Here is an 18488-nt window from a genome sequence, read left to right on the forward strand (position 1 = left end):
CCCATGAGTGACCTTACGACTGCCCGCTTCGTCAACATCGGCGAACGCACCAATGTGACCGGCTCCGCCCGGTTCAAGAAGCTGATTCTGGCGGACGACTACGATTCCGCCGTCGAAGTCGCGCGCCAGCAGGTCGAGAACGGCGCGCAGGTGATCGACGTCAATATGGACGAGGGTCTGCTCGACGCCGAGAAGGCGATGACCACCTTCCTCAAGCTGATCGCCGCGGAACCCGATATCGCACGCGTCCCGGTGATGGTCGACAGCTCCAAATGGGATGTGATCGAGGCCGGCATCAAATGCGTTTCCGGCAAGCCAATCGTCAATTCGATCAGCATGAAGGAAGGCGAAGACCAGTTCCTCGAGCAGGCGCGCAAGTGCATGGACTATGGCGCCGCCGTAGTCGTCATGGCCTTCGACGAGACCGGCCAGGCCGATACCAAGGATCGCAAGGTCGAAATCTGCACCCGTGCCTATCAGCTGCTGACGGACATCGGTTTCCCCGCGGAAGACATCATCTTCGATCCCAATATCTTTGCCGTGGCGACGGGGATCGAGGAGCACGACCGTTATGGGCTCGACTTCATCGAAGCGGTGGCCGAGATCAAGGCGGCCTGTCCGCACGCCAAGACCAGCGGCGGTCTCTCCAACCTCTCCTTCAGTTTCCGGGGCAACGAGACCGTCCGCCGCGCGATGCATTCGGTGTTCCTCTATCACGCAATCCCCGCCGGGCTGGACATGGCGATCGTCAATGCCGGCCAGCTCGACGTCTACGACCAGATCGACCCGACCCTGCGCGAGGCGTGCGAGGACGTGATCCTCATGCGGCGGCCGGATGCTACCGAACGGCTGATCGACCTTGCCGAAAGCTACAAGGGCAAGTCCGCAGCCGATGAGAAGGCGGCCGAGGAATGGCGCGGCTGGGAGGTCAAGAAGCGGCTGGAGCACGCGCTGGTGAAGGGCATCGACGCGCATGTCGTGTCCGACACGGAGGAAGCGCGCGAGCTGGTTGCAGCTTCCGGTGGTCGCCCGATCGAAGTGATCGAAGGCCCGCTGATGGACGGCATGAACGTCGTCGGCGACCTGTTCGGCAGCGGCAAGATGTTCCTGCCGCAGGTCGTGAAATCGGCTCGCGTGATGAAGAAGGCTGTCGCCCACCTCATCCCCTTCATCGAGGCGGAGAAGGACCTGCTGCCCGAGGCCGAGCGCAAGGCCAAGGGCAAGATCGTGATGGCGACCGTGAAGGGCGACGTCCACGATATCGGCAAGAACATCGTCGGCGTGGTGCTGCAGTGCAACGGCTACGACGTAATCGACCTCGGCGTCATGGTGCCCTGGTCGAAAATCCTCGAGACGGCGCGCGAGGAAAAGGCCGACATGATCGGGCTGTCCGGCCTCATCACGCCTTCGCTCGACGAGATGGTGACCGTGGCCGAGGAGATGCAGACGGCGGGCATGGACATGCCGCTGCTGATCGGCGGGGCGACGACCAGCAAGGTGCACACCGCGCTGCGGATCGATCCGGCCTATGAGGGGCCGGTGATCCACGTGCTCGATGCAAGCCGCGCGGTCGGCGTCGCCAGCCGACTATTGTCGGACACGCAACGCAACGAGTTCGTCGAGACCACGGCCAGCGAGTATGGCCACGTCCGCGATGCCCGGGCGGGGAAGGGGCAGAGCGTGCTGCTGAGCCTGGAAGATGCCCGCGCCAATTATTACGATGCCTTCCTGTCCGACAAGGCCGCCCCGCCGCTGAAGCCCGGAGTACATGTGTTCGACGACTGGTCGCTCGCCGACCTGCGCGACTATATCGACTGGACGCCGTTCTTCCGCGCTTGGGAGTTGCACGGCAACTACCCGGCGATCCTGAATGACGAGGTCGTGGGCGAGACGGCGACGCAGCTGTTTGCCGACGCCAATGCCATGCTCGACCGGATCGTGGAGGAGAAATGGCTCACAGCGAAGGGTGTCGCAGGCTTCTGGCCCTGCGCGCGAGACGGCGACGACGTGACGCTGCATCTCGACGATCGCGACGATGTGGTGCTGCCCTTCCTCCGCCAGCAGGTGAAGAAGAGCCGCGACCGGGCGAACATGTGCCTCGCCGATTTCATCGATCCGGCGGGCGACTGGATGGGCGGCTTCGCAGTCGGCATCCACGGGATCGAAGAACATTCGAAGCGCTTCCTGGAGGACAAGGACGATTATTCGGACATCCTCCTGAAAGCGCTGGCGGACCGCTTCGCCGAAGCCTTCGCCGAACGCCTGCACCAGCACGTCCGCACCGACCTGTGGGGCTATGCGCCTCACGAGCAGCTGACCAACGAGGCACTGATCAAGGAAGAATATCGCGGCATCCGGCCTGCGCCGGGCTATCCTGCGTGCCCGGATCACAGCCTCAAGCCGATCCTGTTCGACTTGCTGGATGTGCCCAGCAACGCCGGTCTGACGCTGACCGAGAATTTCGCCATGTGGCCGACGGCTGCGGTCAGCGGGTTCTATTTCGGGCACCCGGAAGCGCAGTATTTCGGCGTCGCCCGGATCGGGCGCGACCAGCTAGAAGACTATGCGCAGCGGCGCGAGGTCGATATGGCGACGGCCGAAAGATGGCTGAGGCCCAATCTCGACTGAACCGCGTCCAGCCGGCGCTGGGACATAGCTCGCGCCTCGCCATGATCGGCGGGGCAGGGCTTGCGCTGGCCTACGCCGCTTTGTGGTTCTTTACGCGCTACGATTTCGCATTGATGCGCGATCTCTGGTTTCTTCCCGGCGTAGGCGTGGTGGGCGCAATCATCGCCAATGCCAGCGGGACCGGCGGGGGCGTGGTCTTCGTCCCGGTGTTCAACGCCTTGCGCGATCTCGGGAACATGACGCTCGGGCCTTTGCAGGTTGTAGCGGTCTCGATGGGCATCCAGTCGTTCGGCATGAGCCTAGGCGCGCTGCGTTGGACCGACCGGCTCTATCACCAGCATGAGCCGAACCCGCTGGAAGCCAGTACGCGCGCACGCGACTACTGGCTGGTGTGCCCATTGGTGCTCGCCCTCTCTACACCGGCGCTACTGTGGACCCAGCGCATGGTGGATTTCGACCCGCGCATGGTGCTGCTGGGTTACAAGACCTTCTCCATCCTGCTCGGGATTGCGCTGATAGTGGCGACGTGGACGGTCAACCTTGCCGTGGCTGAGCGCGATCGCCTTGCTCGCGTCGATCTCGCCATGCTGGCCCTGATCGCCATTCCCGGCGGCGCGATCACAGCGCTGTTTTCGGTCGGCATCGGAGAATTGGTCGCCTTCTACCTATTCCTGCGCCATTACCCGATGGTGCTGTGCGTGGGCACGGCTTGCGTGATTTCCGCGGTGAGCTGCATCGCCGGGCTGCTCTGGCACGTCGAGGCAGGGACGGTCGCCTGGGAGGTCGTGCTGCTCGCGGCACCCGGCGCTATGCTCGGAGCGTTCCTTGCCCGACCCATCGCGCTGTGGCTTGGCGCGCGCCGCTTGAAGACGCTGGGCGGGTTGTGGATCGTCGCCTCGGCGCTCTACCTCGTCTGGCTCGCAGCGCGCTGATTGGCAGCATTGCAATAGAGCGCCCATGGAGAGGAATTCGCGCTCCTAAGCCGCGCGATTGAGGCCGGGGAATAACCCTTTTCGCGATTGACGCTGCGCGGGGATTGCCGCAGTGCAACAGGCGTCGGCTGCGGGAGCGATTCTGTAGCGGGCGCGCACGGGAGAGCGTGCGGGGCGGCGTCCCCGTACCGCCGAAGGAGCAACCGCCCCGGAAACTCTCAGGCCACCGGACCGTGCGGGCCATCGACACTCTGGAAAGCGCCGGTCGCCATCGCGGCCAGCCACCGAAGGGGTAAGCACGCCCATCCGCGTGTCAGTCTCTCAGGTTTCCCGACAGAGGGGGCATGGGTTGTTTTCCCGCGCCGGGATCGGCGCGCCCATGCTTTGAAGGACGGGACTTGAGCGAGACTGAAGAAAACGAACAGCAGGAAACCGGCACGCTGCCGCTCGATGCATGGCATCGCGGCAAGGGCGCTCGCATGGTCGAGTTCGCCGGTTACTGGATGCCGATCCAGTACAACAAGGAAACCGGCGGCGGGATCGTCGCCGAACACGACTGGACGCGCAGCAATGCGGGCCTGTTTGATGTCAGCCACATGGGCCAGCTGATGGTGACCGGCGAAAAGGCAGCCGAGGAACTGGAGAAGCTGCTTCCCGGCGCCATCGCCACGCTGAAGCCGGGCCGGGTCCGCTACTCGCTGCTCCTCAACGACGAGGGCGGGATCCTCGACGATCTGATGGTGACGAATGCCACCCCGTGGATCGAGGGCGACGAGGACGCTGGCACCGAAGGCCGTTGGGGCGAACCTGCCTATTACATCGTCGTCAATGGTGCGATGAAGTGGGACGATATCGCCCATCTGCGCGAGCATCTCGACGACGATGTCACGCTCACGCACATGGACGATTTTGCGCTGGTCGCGCTGCAGGGGCCCAATGCCGCGACTGCGCTCAACCGCATCATGCGCGGGGTGCCCGAGCAGCTCGTATTCATGCAATCGCTTGAGCACGATTTCGGCGAATGGCCGCTGCGGATCACCCGCGCAGGCTACACCGGCGAGGACGGGTTCGAGATTTCGGTACCTGCCGAATTCGCGGAATCCCTGTGCGACCGCCTGTGCGCGGAGATCGAAGTGCGTCCGGCAGGCCTCGGCGCGCGCGACAGCTTGCGGCTTGAGGCGGGCCTGCCGCTCTACGGCCACGACATGACCGACACGGTCGATCCGGTCAGCGCCGATCTCGCCTTCGCGCTCACCAAGAAGCGCCGCGAGACAGGCGGCTGGATGGGCTTCGACGCGGTGAAGACGCTGATGGAGTCCGGCCCGAAGGAACGCCGCGTGGGCCTTGCCCTCGAAGGGCGCCTGCCGGCCCGCGAAGGTGCGGAAATCTACGCGGGCGACGACAAGGTCGGCCGCGTCACCAGCGGCGGCTTCTCGCCCACGCTCGGCCACCCGATCGCCATGGGCTATGTCGATGTCGCCCATGCCGAAGCGGGAACCGATCTGGAGATCATGGTTCGTAACAAGAGACTTGCGGCGAAGGTGGTGACGCTCCCCTTCGTCTCCCACAACTATTACCGAGGGAGCTGACCCGATGGCCCGTTACTTCACCGAAGAGCATGAATGGATCGACGTGGAGGGCGATAGCGCCACCGTCGGCATTACCGATTACGCGCAGGGCCAGCTGGGCGACATCGTCTTCGTCGAACTGCCCGAAGTCGGCAGCGTGATCGACAAGGGCAAGGACGCTGCCGTTGTCGAAAGCGTCAAGGCCGCCAGCGACGTCTACGCGCCGATCAGCGGCGAAGTGATGGAATCGAACGAGGCGCTGGAGGAAGACCCCGCGCTGGTGAACACTTCGCCTGAGGAAACCGGCTGGTTCTTCAAGATGACCATCGGCGACAAGAGCGAGCTCGAAGGCCTGATGGACGCGAAAGCCTACAAGAGCTTCTGCGACAGTCTCTAATTGCCTCCCGGGCTCTCACCGGGACGACGGGAACACGAAATGCGCTACCTACCCCTGACCGATACCGACCGTTCGGCGATGCTCGCCAAGATCGGCGCGAGCGACATTGATGCCCTGTTCGTCGATGTGCCGGAAGAGGCGCGGCTGAACGGCCCGATCGAAGGCCTCCCGATGCACGCCAGCGAGATGGCGGTCGAAAAACACATGCGGCGGCTCAGCAAGAAGAACCTCGCGGCGTCGGACGCAGCCTTCTTCCTTGGGGCGGGAGCCTATAAGCATCATGTCCCCGCCAGCGTCGATCACATCATCCAGCGCGGCGAGTTCCTCACCGCCTATACGCCCTACCAGCCGGAAATCGCGCAGGGCACGCTGCAGATGCTGTTCGAGTTCCAGACGCAGGTCGCGCGGCTCTACGGCTGCGCGGTCGCCAATGCATCGATGTACGATGGCTCGACCGCCTGCTGGGAAGCGGTTGCCATGGCCAGCCGCATCGCCCGCGGCAAGAAGCGCAAGGTCGTGCTGTCGGGCGCGCTTCACCCGCATTACGCCGAGGTGGTGCGGACGATGGCCAAGTTCACCGACGACGAGATCGCCGGCGCTCCGCCCAGCCTGACGGCCAAGCCCGATGACGACGGCCTTATCGCGCGGATCGATGGAGATACGAGCTGCGTCGTGGTGCAATATCCCGACATCCTCGGCCGCCTTCCCGACATCGCGAAGATCGCCGAGGCAGCGCATGGGCAGGGCGCGCTGGTGATCGCGGTCAATACCGAGCCCGTGGCGCTCGGGGCGGTGAAATCGCCCGGTGAAATGGGCGCGGATATCGTCGTCGGAGAGGGACAGTCGATCGGCGTCGGCCTGCAGTTCGGCGGGCCGTATCTAGGCCTCTTCGCCGTGCGTGACGAAAAGCATGTCCGGATGATGCCCGGACGGCTGTGCGGGGAGACGGTCGATGCGGAGGGCAAGCGCGGCTTCGTCCTGACGCTGTCGACGCGCGAACAGCACATCCGCCGCGAGAAGGCGACCTCGAACATCTGCACCAATTCGGGCCTCTGCGCGCTGGCGTTCAGCGTCCACATGACGCTGCTCGGCGAGAAGGGGTTGCGACAGCTCGCGATGGAGAACCACCGCCTCGCCTGCATCGCCGCCGACCGGCTGGCCAAAGTGCCCGGCGTCGAGGTGCTCAACGAAGCTTTCTTCAACGAGTTTACTTTGCTGCTGGATGGCGATGCCCGCCAGATTGTGCGCAAGCTGACCAAGCAGGATGTGCTGGCCGGCGTTTCGCTCGGCCGCCTGTTCCCCGGCAATGAGGCGCTTGCCAACGGGCTGCTGGTTGCAGTGACCGAAACCACAACGGAGGAGGATATCGAAATCCTTGCCTCCGCGCTCGAGGAGGTGCTGGCATGAACGCGCCGACGAAAACTCCGAACGCATCGGGCTGGAAGCCCGGCACCCCGGTCGAGGGCGACAAGGCGATGAGCGGTCCCGACACCGCAACCGGCAATCGCGCGCTGATGCTCGAAGAACCGCTGCTGTTCGAGATCGGTCACAGCGAGACGACCGGCGTCGATTTCGATTTCGCGGCCAAGCTGGATCTGGCCGGTGTTGAGCAGCCGAGCCCGCCGACGCCCGCGCCGACCAGCCGCCTCGGCGATTTCGAGCGGAGCGAACCGATCGGGCTCGTCGGCCTGACCGAACCGGAAACCGTGCGCCATTACACGCGTCTCAGCCGGCAGAACTATGCCATCGACCTCGGCCTGTTTCCGCTCGGCAGCTGCACGATGAAACACAATCCGCGGCTCAACGAGAAGGTCGCGCGGATGCCCGGCTTTGCCGACGTCCATCCGCTGCAGCCAGTCGATACGGTGCGCGGCGCGCTGGAGGTGATCAACGAGCTAGCCTTCTGGCTCATCCACCTCACCGGCATGCATGGTGTCGCGATGAGCCCCAAGGCCGGCGCGCATGGCGAGCTGTGCGGCATCCTCTGCATCCGCGCCGCACTCGAAGCGCGCGGCGATGCGCGCAAGGTCATCCTCGTGCCCGAAAGCGCGCATGGCACGAATCCCGCCACCGCCGCCTTCGCCGGCTACGAGATCGAGGATATTCCGGCCAATTCGGACGGCCGCGTCGATCTCGATGCGCTGAAAAGCCGCCTCGGTCCCGATGTCGCAGGCGTAATGATCACCAATCCCTCGACCCTCGGCCTGTTCGAGCGCGACCTGAAGGCGATCTCCGACGCGGTCCACGAGGCTGGCGGCTTCGTCTATTGCGACGGGGCGAACTTCAACGCCATCGTCGGCAAGGTGCGTCCCGGCGATCTCGGCGTCGATGCGATGCACATCAATCTGCACAAGACCTTCTCCACCCCGCATGGCGGCGGCGGCCCGGGCTCCGGCCCGGTCGTGCTTTCCGAGGCGCTCAGCCCGTTTGCCCCGCTGCCCTATACTTCGCGGACGAAGGACGGCGTCGTCCACCTCGTCGAGGAAGAGGATGCCGACAGCTTCTCCGAAGAGCATTTCGGCGGGCGCATGCAGCATTTCGGGCGCATGACCGCGTTCCACGGCCAGATGGGCATGTTCACCCGCGCGCTGTCCTATATCCTCAGCCACGGGGCGGACGGCTTGCGGCAGGTGGCCGAGGATGCCGTGCTCAATGCGAATTACATTCTGCGCAGCCTTGAGGACGTGCTCGATGCGCCCTTCGCCCACAGCGGCCCCTGCATGCACGAAGCGCTGTTCAGCGACAAAGGCTTTGCCGAAGGGATGTCGACACTCGATCTCGCCAAGGGGCTGATCGACGAAGGCTATCATCCGATGACCATGTACTTCCCGCTGGTGGTGCATGGGGCGATGCTGGTCGAGCCGACCGAGACCGAGAGCAAGGCGGCGCTGGACCAGTTCATCCTAGCTCTGCGCAGCGTTGCGGAGCGGGCCAAGACAGGCGACGAAACGCTCAAGACCGCACCATTCTATGCCCCGCGTCGCCGCCTCGACGAGACGCAGGCCGCAAGGAAGCCGGTGCTCGCCTACAAGGAGCAAAGTGCTCCAGCCGGAACGCCGGTCCCCAGCGAAGTCGGCGGCCGCTAGTCGCGGCTGTCGGTTTTCGGTTCCACGGTGATGGTGATCTGGCTGAGCGAAATCACCGCCACCCAGAACCCGATGACGGACAGCGCGCTGGCGCCGAGAACGGTGAAAGCCGCGCCCTTAAGCCCGTTCCAGTCCATCGCCACCTGCAGCAGCGACAGGCCGATGATCGTCGGCACCGCGCGCATGACGAAGGCGGTGCCGGCGCGTCCGGCGCTGACCAGTAGCGATTCCAGGCTAGCCCCGACCAGCTCGATCGCCCCGGCAATGGCGAGGATGACCATCGCCCAGTAGACGACGCGGAATTCGGGCCCGGCGATCAGGACCAGTCCGGGCCGCCCGAGGAAGATCGCGACCAGCACGGCCAGCGCGCCGCCGACGAGCGCGATATTGGCCATGCGGCGCGCCATGTCGTGGGCATTGTCGCGGGCGTGGACGAGCTCGGGATAGATGGCCTTGGAGACCGTCTGCGCTAAACTCACCAGCGCTTGCCCAAGCTGGCTGGCGACACGGAAGCCACCGGCGAACGCCTCGCCGCCGATCGCGCCGACCAGCAGGATGAGCACCTGTTTGGAGCCTACATTGAGGCTGCCGGTAAGATTGGTCGACCACACGAATTTCCACGCCCCGGCATGCTCGCGCGGGAGACGGAACAAGCTGATCTGAGAGAAGTCGATCCGCTCGGTCCGGCCGGCAGCGAACCAGAGCGCGGCAGCCACGCAGACTTCGGCAGCGGCCCAGGCGAGGATGAAGCCGGTGACGGTCGGCATGAAGATCGCGGCGAGGATTGCGCCCAATGCGCGGATTATCGGCTGCACCGCCTCGGCTGCCGTCGCTCGCCCGTATTCGAACCGCAGTCGCAACAGCCCGGTGGGTGTGGTGCGGATGGCCAGCAGCGAGACCATGCAGAAGCCAAAGGCGAGCCACAGCAGATCGGGCGGCAGGGGTAGCCAAAACTGCGCCGACCAGCACAGTGCGGCGGCGAGCACAGTCCCGAGCACGATGGACAGGATGTCGAGCGCGATGGCGAAACCGGTCGCTTCCGCAGGGCCGTCCTCGCCCGCGCCCCAGCGCACGACGAATTGCCAGGTCTGAAAGTTGGCGATGCCCGTGACGGTCTGCCCGAGCGCGACGATGAGCGCGAAATATCCGAACCCGTCGAGGCCCAGCGTCCGCGTCGCGATCGCCAGATATACGAGGCTCAGCACGGCATTGACGCCGCGACCGCTGAGCAGCCAGCCGATATTGCGGAGCAGCCTTTTCATTGCCCGAGTATCGCTGCCTCAGGCGGCGGAGGTGTTCCGTTTGGCCAGCAGGCGTTCGGTGACTTCGAAAGTGCGCTCGTTATCGACGTCGATCGCGCAATAGCCATTGCTCATCTCGATCGGGACCAGCTTGAAGCCGAAGCGGCGGGAGACCTGTGCGAACAGCTTCTCTTTCGTGCCCCAGCCGAGGAAGAAGCGGATTAGGTTCACCACGCCGAAGGCCTTGGCGATGCGGCTGGGGAATTTCACGAACTGCCCGCCGCCGCGCATGATCTCCGCCGCGCTGAGCGCCTGCTCGCTGCCGATCCAGTAGGTGTTGCAGTTGGAATAGCCGCCGTCGGAAAACTCGTAGAACTTCTTCTGGCCCACCGGATCGGCTGCGATGACCCCTTCCTTTCGCGCCAGGGCAGCGGCGGCGCCTGCCTGGTTGGCGATCGCCTTGTCGATGAATTCGGCATAGTCGTGCGGCAGCCACAGGCAGTTGTCGGCCGTGGTAATCATGATCGGATAGCTCGCGCCCTCCGCGCCGGAGAACACGCTGTCGACGAGGTTGAACGCGCCGGGGCGGAACACCAGTCGGCCTTCGTCCATCAGCGCCTTGATCGACGGGATCGCCGCGATCTCGTCCGGTTCATGCGCCACAACGCGGATCTCACCGATGCGATCGCAGGCAGCGACATTAGCGATCACCCGCTCGATCATCGGCATGCCGCCGACCGGCACGACGCATTTCTGGGCGACACCGGCACGCTCGGCCAGCGGGTCGAGGACGCCGGAGCGCTTGCCGGCCATGACGAGGGCGGTGATCTTTGCGTGTGTCTGCGTAGCCATGCGCGCGCATTTAGGCCCGAAGTGCGGGGTTGTCACCTTGCAGCGCAGCGGGCAGCGAGTGCGCCATGCGGATTATCTTCAGTCGCAAGGGCTTCGACAGCGCATCGGGCGGCGGATCCTCGCCGATCGTCGATGGGCGGCCAATCAGCCTGCCGATCCCGGCGGGACGAGCCTCGCGGACGAGTTATGGCGATCTCGGGCTGGGAGACTTGGCGCATGCGGCCAGCCGGGGCCAACATGATGCCGAAGACCTCTGCCATCACGATCCGATGTTCACCGAGGACGGTGCCTGCCTGTTCGGCCAGGTCGGCGCGGCGCAAACGCATCTGGCCAATCGCGGGGTCGGGGTTGGCGACGTGTTCCTGTTCTTCGGCCTGTTCCGCGCGGACGGCAGCGATCCGCATCACCGCATCTTCGGCTATCTCGAGGTTGAGGAGGTGATCGCACTGGCAGATAGGGTGCCGAAGTGGCTCGTCGATTGCCGCCATCCGCATGCGCTCGCTATGCATGGCACGAACGACACGATCTATGCCGGGCCCGGCAGCGTCGCCAATCGCGCCAGCGATGCCCTGCGGCTGACCGTGCCCGAAGGCCCGCCGAGCCTGTGGGGCCGCCCTGACTGGCTACGCAAGGGCGGCCTCAGCTACCACGACCGCGCCGACCGCTGGCTGCGCGGTGGCAGGTTGCGGAGCGTGGCGCGCGGTCAGGAATTCGTCGCCGATATCGGCAAACGCACCAAGCCGCGCGACTGGCTGGCGCGGATAATCGCCGAGATCAGAGCGTCTTGATGACAGAGGAGAAGTCGAGCGCGCCGTGCTCTTCGGCCAGCTTCTCGTAAATCTCCGCCGCTTTCGCACCTAGAACGGTGGTGGCGTCGACATCCTGCGCCGAATCCATGGCCAGCCGCAAGTCCTTGAGCATGAGCGCGGTCGCAAAGCCGCCCTTGTAATCATTGTCCGCCGGGCTCTCGACGCCCACACCGGGCATGGGCGTATAGGCGTTGAGCGACCAGCAATAGCCCGAAGACTGGCTGGAGATCTCGTAGAATTTCTGCGGATCGAGGCCGAGCTTCTCGGCCATCTTCATCGCTTCCGCCGTGCCGATCATCGAGATGGCGAGCAGCATGTTGTTGCAAATCTTGGCGGTCTGGCCCGCACCCGCATCGCCCGCGTGGATGACGGCCTTGCCCATCGCCTGCAGTACCTCTTCGGCGCGTCCGAACGCCTTCTCGGTGCCGCCGACCATGAAGGTGAGCGTCCCACCATTCGCCGCCGCGATCCCGCCGGAAACAGGAGCATCGACCATGTCGTAACCGGCGGCTTCGGCCTTGGCGATGACTTCCTTCGCGGTGGCGACATCGATCGTCGAGCAGTCGAGCAGCACTGCGCCCGCCGGAGCCTTGCCGATCACGCTGCCTTCGTAGACCGACTTCACGATCCCGCCATTGGGTAGCATCGTCACCACGCCGTCGACACCCTGCACGGCTTCTCCCGCATCGGTGAAAGTCGCACAGCCATTCTGCTTGGCGGTCGCAAGCGCATCTTCGCTAAGGTCGAAGGCATTCACCTCGTGCCCCGCCTTTACAAGGTTTGCGGCCATTCCGCCGCCCATATTGCCGAGGCCGATGAAGGCGATTTTCATTTTGAATTCCTTATTCAATTTGCATCCGCTTACCTAAGCCAGCCGCAAGCGACACGATCACGGCCATAATTAAAAGCCTATCCCAGCGAAGTTCCGCCAGAAGAATTGGCTCCCAAAAAGGTGCGGGCCAAATGAGCAAGCTCATAGCAAAAGACAGGATCATCCCGGTGAGGGTGGCGCCCAGGATGCCGGTTCTGGATGTCCAAGTGCAAAATGCAGCTACTGACGCTGCGAACACCAAGACGAAGGCAAATTCGGCAGGCAAACCTCAACGCCCCTTCCATTTGCCCTCGCGCTTTTCGACGAAGGCGGCCATGCCTTCCTGCTTGTCCTCGCTCGCGGTGAGGATCTGGAAGATGCGGCGCTCGATGATCAGGCCCTGGTCGAGGCTGGTCTCGAAGGCGGCGTTGACCATTTCCTTGTTCGCGATGGCAGCCATCGGCGGCATGCTCGCGATTTGCGTGGCGGTCTTCATCGCTTCGTCCAGCAGGCTGTCATGCGGCACGACGCGCGCGACGAGGTTGCTGCGCTCGGCTTCCTCGGCATCCATCATGCGGCCCGTCAGGCACATTTCCATCGCCTTCGACTTGCCGACCGCCTTGGTCAGGCGCTGCGACCCGCCCATGCCGGGCGCGACCCCCAGCTTGATCTCGGGCTGGCCGAACTTGGCGTTTTCCGAAGCGATGATGAAGTCCGCCATCATGGCGAGCTCGCACCCGCCGCCAAGCGCAAAGCCGTTCACGGCTGCGATCCACGGCTTGCGGGTCTTCTTCACGATCTCGCTGGTCCAGGGCGCGAAGAAGTCGTCGAGATAGAAGTCGGCCGCGTCCTTCTCGCTCATTTCCTTGATGTCGGCACCCGCAGCGAAGGCCTTGTCGCCCGATCCGGTGAGGACCGCACACAGCTGACTGCTGTCGGCCTGGTAAGCGGCGAAAGCGTCGATCAGCTCTTCCAGCACCTTGCTGTTCAGCGCATTGAGCGCCTTGGGGCGGTTGAGCGTGATCAGCGTGACCGCATCACGCTGTTCGACGGTAATTGTCTCGTAGGTCAAACTTCTCTCTCCAAAGTCATTGCGAGGAGCCGGAGGCGACGCGGCAATCCATCTTCCGATGTTTGCGAAGCACGCGCCGTTCGTTGATGGATTGCTTCGCTACGCTCGCAATGACGGGGGAAGCAACCCGCTCGGGTCATCGCAAGGGTTTCCATTCCTCATTGGCGGGAAGCGGGGCAAAGATGCTTTCGAGCAGGTCCTCGCTCACGCCCTCGGGCGTTGCCGGATCCCAGTGGGGGTCGTTGGTCTTGTCGACGATCACGGCGCGGACGCCCTCGGCGAAATCGGGGCGGGTCAGGACGCGCGATGCGATGCGATATTCCATCCGCATATTATCGGCAAAGCTGCTCAGCTTCTCGCTTTCCGCCAGCTGGCGAAGCGCGACCTTGCAGGTCTGCGGGCTCTTGGTGCGCAGCGTGGCCAGTTCCTTGGCCGCCCAGTCGCTATCGTCGGCCTCGAGGCTGGCGAGGATGTCCTCGTAGCGGTTGGACGCGAAGTGCCTGTTGATGCGCTCGCAATTGGCCTCGATCCGGGGCTCGGGCGGAGTAACCGACAGCTCGGAGAGAATGCCCGCAATGCGGCCGGGATGCTCGGTGATCCGCGCCTTCGCCTCCGCCAGTTTTTCGGCAGGGATGTAATGCGTCGCGATCCCGGCAAAGTGGCATTCCGCCCCGTCCAGCCGCGCGCCGGTCAGCGCAAGGAACTGGCCCAGCCGTCCGCCGAGACGCGAAAGATGCCAGCCGCCGCCGACATCCGGGAACAGGCCGATGCCGGTCTCTGGCATGGCAAAACGCGTATTCTCGGTCGCGACGCGATATTTGCAGGGCAGCGCAATGCCCACGCCGCCGCCCATGGTGATGCCGTCCATGAATGCCACGATGGGCTTTTCATAGGTCATCATCTGATGGTTGAGCTGGTATTCGTCGTGAAAGAACTCGCGACCGCTTTTCCCGCCATCGTTCAGCGCGGAATGGCGTAGCAGATTGATGTCGCCGCCTGCGCAGAACCCGCGCCCTTCGGCATGGTCGAGGATGACCGCCTCGATCTCGTCCTCATCGGCCCACCCGGACAGTGCCGCGCTCATCGCGTGGCACATGTCGAGCGTTAGCGCATGCAGCGCCTTGGGTCGATTGAGCGAAATGTGGCCGGTGCAGCCGTGGGTGTGGATGTTTACTTCGTCTGTCATCGAATACTCGCTCACTGTCGCAACAGGTCCCGGCCCACGATCATGCGCATGACCTGATTGGTTCCCTCGAGGATCGAGTGGACCCGCAGATCGCGCCAGAAGCGTTCGATCGGATAGTCCTTGAGATAGCCGTAGCCGCCGAACAGCTGCAGTGCGTCGTTGACGACCTTGCTGCCATTGTCGGTCGCCAGCCGCTTCGCCATGGCCGAGAAGCGCGACTTGTCCGGCGCGTTATCCGTGACCTTGGCGGCAGCGAGGTAGAGCAGGGCGCGCGCGGCCTCCAGATCGGTCGCCATGTCGGCCAGCATGAACTGCGTGTTCTGGAACTCCGCGATCGGCGTGTCGAACTGCTGGCGGTCCTTGGTGTAGGCCACCGCCTCGTCGAGGCAGCGCTGCGCCCCGCCGAGCGAGCAGGCGCCGATGTTGAGGCGTCCACCGTCGAGACCCATCATGGCGAAGCGGAAGCCCTCGCCTTCGTCGCCGACCCGGTTCTCCACCGGCGCGCGGGCATCCTCGAAGATGACCTGCGCGGTCGGGCTGGCATTCCAGCCGAGCTTCTTTTCCGGCGCGCCGAAGCTGACACCCGGCGTGTCCTTGTCGATCACGAGGCAGGTGATGCCCTTGGTCTTGTGCTCGGAAGTGCGGACCATGGTGACATAGACATCGTTCACCCCGCCGCCGGAGATGAACTGCTTGGTCCCGTTCAGCACATAGTGGTCGCCGTCCAGCACAGCGCTGGTCTTGAGGCCCGCGGCATCCGATCCGCTGCCCGGTTCGGTCAGGCAGTAGCTGGCGATCTTCTCCATGGTGACGAGGTCGGGAAGGTACTTTTCCTTCACCCCTTCGCCGCCGAAGCGGTCGATCATCCAGCTGGCCATGTTGTGGATCGAGATGAAGGCACTGGTGGTCGGGCAGCCATAGGCCATGGCTTCCATGATCAGCGCTGCCTCGAGCCGGCCGAGGCCGATGCCGCCGCTCTCTTCCGAAACGTAGATCGCGCCGAAACCGAGCTCGGCGGTCTGCTTGATCACCTCGCGCGGGAAGTGGCTTTTCTCGTCCCACTCGCCCGCATGCGGCGTGATGTTGTCGGCGGTGAAACGCTGGGCCATTTCCTGGATGGCCAGCTGGTCGTCGGTAAGCTGGAATTGTCCTGTCATGCGGTGCGCTCTAGCCCTCTGACGGGGGCAAGGGAAGGGGCGAGGCCGGTCAGTCGCGAACGATTGCCTCGGCCTCGATCTCGACTTTCCATTCCGGTCTGCAAAGCCATGCGCAGCCTACCATTGTTGCGGCGGGGCGCGCCTCGCTGAAGTAGCGGGCGTGGACCTCCCCCACCGCGTCCTGATCGGTCGGTTCGGTCAGGAACATGCGTGTGCGGATCACGTCGCTTGCCGACCCGCCGAGTTCCTCGATCGCGCGAAGGATCAGGGTGCAGCAGCGCTCGGCCTGTTCGGCGGCACCGCCTTGCGTGCTCGAACCGTCGTCTTCCACCGGGCCGGTGCCGGCAACGATGATCCGGTTGCCGTCGCGGACCGCGCGAGCGAAGCCGAACTGCGCTTCGAACGGAGAGCCGGTGAAGGCGTGGCGGCGATCGTTCACCCGCAGGTGATCTCGATGATCTCGCGGCTTTCGTCATAGCGCACGTTCACGCGATCGGTGCGGTAGTCCATCGTCCAAGCAGAGTTCGGCGGGCCCCAGCGCAGCGTTTTCGCGCCACTCTCTCGCAGTATGGTGGCGCCCATTTCGGCGCTCGCCTCGTGCCCGATATGATACTGGACCGGCTGGGCATCGCATTCGCCGCCGGCTTCGTTTGCCGGGACCGAGCCAGGTGCTTCTCCGTATGTTCCTGCGCACGCAGCGAGAGGCAGTGCCACAGCACCTAAAAACAGACTACGCATATTGTCCTCCTCAGTTATCGCAGCGCTTGCGCGGCAAGTCGCGGCCGGCGCTTGGGTCGGCCGGGTCCAGGACAAGCAGCCGCGCTCCGCCATCTTCGAGCACCAGCTCGCGGCGCTCTTCCCACGTTTCGCCTTCGCCTTCCATGGCGAGCGTGACGATCACGCTCCCAGTCCCGCTGTCCTCGATACCGGTCAACTGGCCCGCGGATTCATAGAAGGTGATCGAGTCCTCGCCGATCTCAATCCGCAGGTCGGACGCCGGGGCGCAGCTTCCTTCGACAAAATCCCACACCCCGCGAAAGCGTGGCGGGATCGTGCCGATAAGCTCCGGCAAGGGCGGTGCGCCGTCGCCGATGCCGCCATCGGGCTCGACCGGAATGGCGGTCTGCTGCGGGGCGGGATCGTCCGGCGTGGTCTGGCCGGGCGAACAGGCGAACAGCGCGAAGACGGTAATCGATGCGAGGGCTAGGCGGGTCATGTATCAGCCCATCGTCGGGATGACGAAGGCGTTGCTGCCGTCGCCGCCGCCGTCGGGCCAGCGCTGGGTGACCTTCTTCGCCTTGGTCCAGAACTTCAAACCTTCCATGCCGTATTGATCGATGTCGCCGAAGCCGCTGCGCTTCCAGCCGCCGAAGCTGTGATAGCTGACCGGTACCGGGATCGGCACGTTGATGCCGACCATGCCGACGTTCACCCGGTTCGCGAATTCGCGCGCCGCGTGGCCGTTGCGGGTGAAGATGGCGACGCCGTTGCCGTACTGGTGCTCGCTGGGCAGCTTGACCGCTTCCTCGAAATCCTTCGCGCGCACGATCTGGAGCACGGGGCCGAAGATTTCTTCCTTGTAGCTTTCCATGTCCGGCGTGACGCGGTCGAGCAGCGTCGGGCCGACGAAAAAGCCGTCCTCGTGACCCTGCAGGCTGAAACCGCGCCCGTCGATGACGACTTCCGCGCCTTCCTTCTCGGCCGTGTCGATCCAGCCTTCGACCCGCGCCTTATGCTCGGGCGTGACGACCGGGCCGTAATGCGCATCGGGGTCGTTCGACACGCCGACGCGCAAGCCGTTGATAGCAGGGATCAGCTTCTCGCGCAGCTTGTCGGCGGTGTCTTCGCCCACGGGTACCACCACGGGCAGCGCCATGCAGCGTTCGCCCGCCGAGCCGAAAGCGGCTCCGGCAAGGTCGTTCACCACTTGGTCGAGATCGGCGTCCGGCATGACGATGCCATGGTTCTTCGCGCCGCCGAAGGCCTGCACGCGCTTCGCGTTCGCCGTTCCGCGCGAGTAGATATACTGCGCGATGTCGGAGGAACCGACGAAGCTGATCGCCGGAATATCGGGATGGTCGAGGATCGCATCGACCATTTCCTTGTCGCCATGGACGACCTGCAGCAGCCCCTCGGGCGCGCCCGCTTCAAGGAACAGTTCGGCAAGGCGAACCGGAACGCTCGGATCGCGCTCGGAGGGCTTGAGGATGAAGGCATTGCCCGCCGCAATCGCCATGCCGAACATCCACATCGGGATCATGGCGGGGAAATTGAACGGGGTGATGCCCGCACCGATACCCAGCGGCTGGCGCATCGAATAGACGTCGATGCCGGGGCCTGCGCCCTGCGTGTACTCGCCCTTCAGCGCCTGGGGGATGCCGCATGCGAACTCGATCACCTCGAGCCCGCGCTGCACGTCGCCATGCGCATCCTCCACGACCTTGCCATGTTCGCTCGAAAGCAACTCGGCCAGTTCCTGCTTGTTCGCTTCGACCAGCTGCTTGAACTCGAACATCACGCGCGCACGTCGCTGCGGATTGGTCGCCGCCCATTCGGGCTGGACCTTTTTCGCGGCATTGACAGCCTTCTGCAGCAGCGCGGCATCGCCCAGCGCGACTTCGGCCTGGACCTCGCCCGTCGATGGGTTCCAGATCTGGTGCTTGCGAGTGGCGGCGGGGCTATTCCCGGCGATGAAATGGTCGACATGGCGCATGAAAGATTCCTCTCTTTTCGTGCCAACGGCTCTGGC

At 64.4% G+C, this 18488-nt stretch carries 18 protein-coding genes and 1 riboswitch; of the genes, 7 read left to right on the forward strand and 11 right to left on the reverse strand.

The genetic code is table 11. The features are described 5' to 3' along the window. Window positions 1-3 precede the first annotated feature (3 nt). The 6 genes from metH (at window position 4) to gcvPB (ending at window position 8611) form a co-directional block, all read left to right on the forward strand. Window positions 4-2628 carry a methionine synthase gene (gene metH / locus Q9K02_RS03870; protein ID WP_305931704.1) on the forward strand — a complete coding sequence of 875 codons (2625 nt, stop codon included), beginning with the start codon at window positions 4-6 and terminating at the stop codon, window positions 2626-2628. Beyond that, on the forward strand, window positions 2604-3560 hold the full coding sequence (locus Q9K02_RS03875; protein WP_305931705.1) for a sulfite exporter TauE/SafE family protein: 957 nt from the start codon (window positions 2604-2606) through the stop codon (window positions 3558-3560). Before metH ends, Q9K02_RS03875 begins: the two co-directional genes overlap by 25 nt. A gap of 148 nt (window positions 3561-3708) precedes the next feature. After that, a riboswitch (glycine riboswitch) is annotated at window positions 3709-3804 on the forward strand. Window positions 3805-3958: 154 nt separating this feature from the next. Further along, complete coding sequence (gene gcvT, locus Q9K02_RS03880; protein WP_305931706.1) at window positions 3959-5149, forward strand: glycine cleavage system aminomethyltransferase GcvT; 1191 nt, start codon at window positions 3959-3961, stop codon at window positions 5147-5149. Between the two features lie 4 nt (window positions 5150-5153). After that, a complete protein-coding gene (gene gcvH / locus Q9K02_RS03885; RefSeq protein ID WP_305931707.1) occupies window positions 5154-5525 on the forward strand; it encodes a glycine cleavage system protein GcvH in 372 nt (123 codons plus the stop codon). Between the two features lie 39 nt (window positions 5526-5564). After that, window positions 5565-6932: an aminomethyl-transferring glycine dehydrogenase subunit GcvPA gene (gene gcvPA / locus Q9K02_RS03890; RefSeq protein ID WP_305931708.1), complete on the forward strand. Its 1368-nt coding sequence runs from the start codon at window positions 5565-5567 to the stop codon at window positions 6930-6932. Window positions 6933-7000: 68 nt separating this feature from the next. After that, complete coding sequence (gene gcvPB / locus Q9K02_RS03895; protein WP_422785441.1) at window positions 7001-8611, forward strand: aminomethyl-transferring glycine dehydrogenase subunit GcvPB; 1611 nt, start codon at window positions 7001-7003, stop codon at window positions 8609-8611. Here gcvPB and Q9K02_RS03900 read toward each other — a convergent pair. Together Q9K02_RS03900 and Q9K02_RS03905 are read right to left on the reverse strand one after the other, a co-directional pair. Continuing rightward, a complete protein-coding gene (locus Q9K02_RS03900) occupies window positions 8608-9873 on the reverse strand; it encodes a lipopolysaccharide biosynthesis protein (protein WP_305931710.1) in 1266 nt (421 codons plus the stop codon). The genes gcvPB and Q9K02_RS03900 overlap by 4 nt on opposite strands. An 18-nt stretch (window positions 9874-9891) precedes the next feature. Next, the gene (locus Q9K02_RS03905; protein ID WP_305931711.1) at window positions 9892-10704 is read right to left on the reverse strand and encodes an NTP transferase domain-containing protein; all 813 of its coding nucleotides are present in this window, start codon (window positions 10702-10704) and stop codon (window positions 9892-9894) included. Between the two features lie 65 nt (window positions 10705-10769). On the opposite strand from Q9K02_RS03905, the gene Q9K02_RS03910 reads away from it, so the two are divergent. Beyond that, on the forward strand, window positions 10770-11492 hold the full coding sequence (locus tag Q9K02_RS03910; protein WP_305931712.1) for an Nmad3 family putative nucleotide modification protein: 723 nt from the start codon (window positions 10770-10772) through the stop codon (window positions 11490-11492). Here Q9K02_RS03910 and mmsB read toward each other — a convergent pair. The 9 genes from mmsB to Q9K02_RS03955 form a co-directional block, all read right to left on the reverse strand. Next, window positions 11479-12345, reverse strand: a complete 867-nt coding sequence (gene mmsB / locus Q9K02_RS03915) for a 3-hydroxyisobutyrate dehydrogenase (protein WP_305931713.1) — start codon at window positions 12343-12345, stop codon at window positions 11479-11481. The two genes, Q9K02_RS03910 and mmsB, sit on opposite strands and share 14 nt — an antisense overlap. Window positions 12346-12355: 10 nt before the next feature. Beyond that, window positions 12356-12610, reverse strand: coding sequence for a hypothetical protein (locus tag Q9K02_RS03920; protein ID WP_305931714.1), 255 nt, complete (start codon window positions 12608-12610; stop codon window positions 12356-12358). Between the two features lie 3 nt (window positions 12611-12613). Beyond that, entirely contained in the window at window positions 12614-13396 is a 783-nt protein-coding gene (locus Q9K02_RS03925; protein ID WP_305931715.1) for an enoyl-CoA hydratase-related protein, read from the reverse strand. Window positions 13397-13532: 136 nt separating this feature from the next. Beyond that, window positions 13533-14582: an enoyl-CoA hydratase/isomerase family protein gene (locus tag Q9K02_RS03930; protein WP_305931716.1), complete on the reverse strand. Its 1050-nt coding sequence runs from the start codon at window positions 14580-14582 to the stop codon at window positions 13533-13535. An 11-nt stretch (window positions 14583-14593) separates the two neighbouring features. After that, window positions 14594-15739 (reverse strand): acyl-CoA dehydrogenase family protein, encoded by a 1146-nt coding sequence (locus tag Q9K02_RS03935; protein ID WP_305931717.1) that lies wholly within the window; start codon window positions 15737-15739, stop codon window positions 14594-14596. Between the two features lie 49 nt (window positions 15740-15788). After that, window positions 15789-16178, reverse strand: a complete 390-nt coding sequence (locus Q9K02_RS03940; protein ID WP_305931718.1) for a RidA family protein — start codon at window positions 16176-16178, stop codon at window positions 15789-15791. Beyond that, on the reverse strand, window positions 16175-16477 hold the full coding sequence (locus Q9K02_RS03945; protein WP_305931719.1) for an I78 family peptidase inhibitor: 303 nt from the start codon (window positions 16475-16477) through the stop codon (window positions 16175-16177). Before Q9K02_RS03945 ends, Q9K02_RS03940 begins: the two co-directional genes overlap by 4 nt. Before the next feature lie 10 nt (window positions 16478-16487). Then, complete coding sequence (locus tag Q9K02_RS03950; RefSeq protein ID WP_305931720.1) at window positions 16488-16955, reverse strand: hypothetical protein; 468 nt, start codon at window positions 16953-16955, stop codon at window positions 16488-16490. A gap of 3 nt (window positions 16956-16958) precedes the next feature. Continuing rightward, on the reverse strand, window positions 16959-18452 hold the full coding sequence (locus tag Q9K02_RS03955; RefSeq protein WP_305931721.1) for a CoA-acylating methylmalonate-semialdehyde dehydrogenase: 1494 nt from the start codon (window positions 18450-18452) through the stop codon (window positions 16959-16961). Window positions 18453-18488 lie beyond the last annotated feature (36 nt).

Source organism: Qipengyuania profundimaris, from assembly GCF_030717945.1.
Classification (GTDB): Bacteria; Pseudomonadota; Alphaproteobacteria; order Sphingomonadales; family Sphingomonadaceae; genus Qipengyuania; species Qipengyuania profundimaris.

What these genes read in the sequence shown, in the direction of transcription:
- metH (WP_305931704.1), top strand. Translation starts at nt 4, where the DNA reads ATGAGTGACCTTACGACTGCCCGCTTCGTCAACATCGGCGAACGCACC.
- Q9K02_RS03875 (WP_305931705.1), top strand. Translation starts at nt 2,604, where the DNA reads ATGGCTGAGGCCCAATCTCGACTGAACCGCGTCCAGCCGGCGCTGGGA.
- gcvH (WP_305931707.1), top strand. Translation starts at nt 5,154, where the DNA reads ATGGCCCGTTACTTCACCGAAGAGCATGAATGGATCGACGTGGAGGGC.
- gcvPA (WP_305931708.1), top strand. Translation starts at nt 5,565, where the DNA reads ATGCGCTACCTACCCCTGACCGATACCGACCGTTCGGCGATGCTCGCC.
- gcvPB (WP_422785441.1), top strand. Translation starts at nt 7,001, where the DNA reads ATGAGCGGTCCCGACACCGCAACCGGCAATCGCGCGCTGATGCTCGAA.
- Q9K02_RS03900 (WP_305931710.1), bottom strand. Translation starts at nt 9,873, where the DNA reads ATGAAAAGGCTGCTCCGCAATATCGGCTGGCTGCTCAGCGGTCGCGGC.
- Q9K02_RS03905 (WP_305931711.1), bottom strand. Translation starts at nt 10,704, where the DNA reads ATGGCTACGCAGACACACGCAAAGATCACCGCCCTCGTCATGGCCGGC.
- Q9K02_RS03910 (WP_305931712.1), top strand. Translation starts at nt 10,770, where the DNA reads ATGCGGATTATCTTCAGTCGCAAGGGCTTCGACAGCGCATCGGGCGGC.
- mmsB (WP_305931713.1), bottom strand. Translation starts at nt 12,345, where the DNA reads ATGAAAATCGCCTTCATCGGCCTCGGCAATATGGGCGGCGGAATGGCC.
- Q9K02_RS03930 (WP_305931716.1), bottom strand. Translation starts at nt 14,582, where the DNA reads ATGACAGACGAAGTAAACATCCACACCCACGGCTGCACCGGCCACATT.
- Q9K02_RS03935 (WP_305931717.1), bottom strand. Translation starts at nt 15,739, where the DNA reads ATGACAGGACAATTCCAGCTTACCGACGACCAGCTGGCCATCCAGGAA.
- Q9K02_RS03945 (WP_305931719.1), bottom strand. Translation starts at nt 16,477, where the DNA reads ATGCGTAGTCTGTTTTTAGGTGCTGTGGCACTGCCTCTCGCTGCGTGC.
- Q9K02_RS03950 (WP_305931720.1), bottom strand. Translation starts at nt 16,955, where the DNA reads ATGACCCGCCTAGCCCTCGCATCGATTACCGTCTTCGCGCTGTTCGCC.
- Q9K02_RS03955 (WP_305931721.1), bottom strand. Translation starts at nt 18,452, where the DNA reads ATGCGCCATGTCGACCATTTCATCGCCGGGAATAGCCCCGCCGCCACT.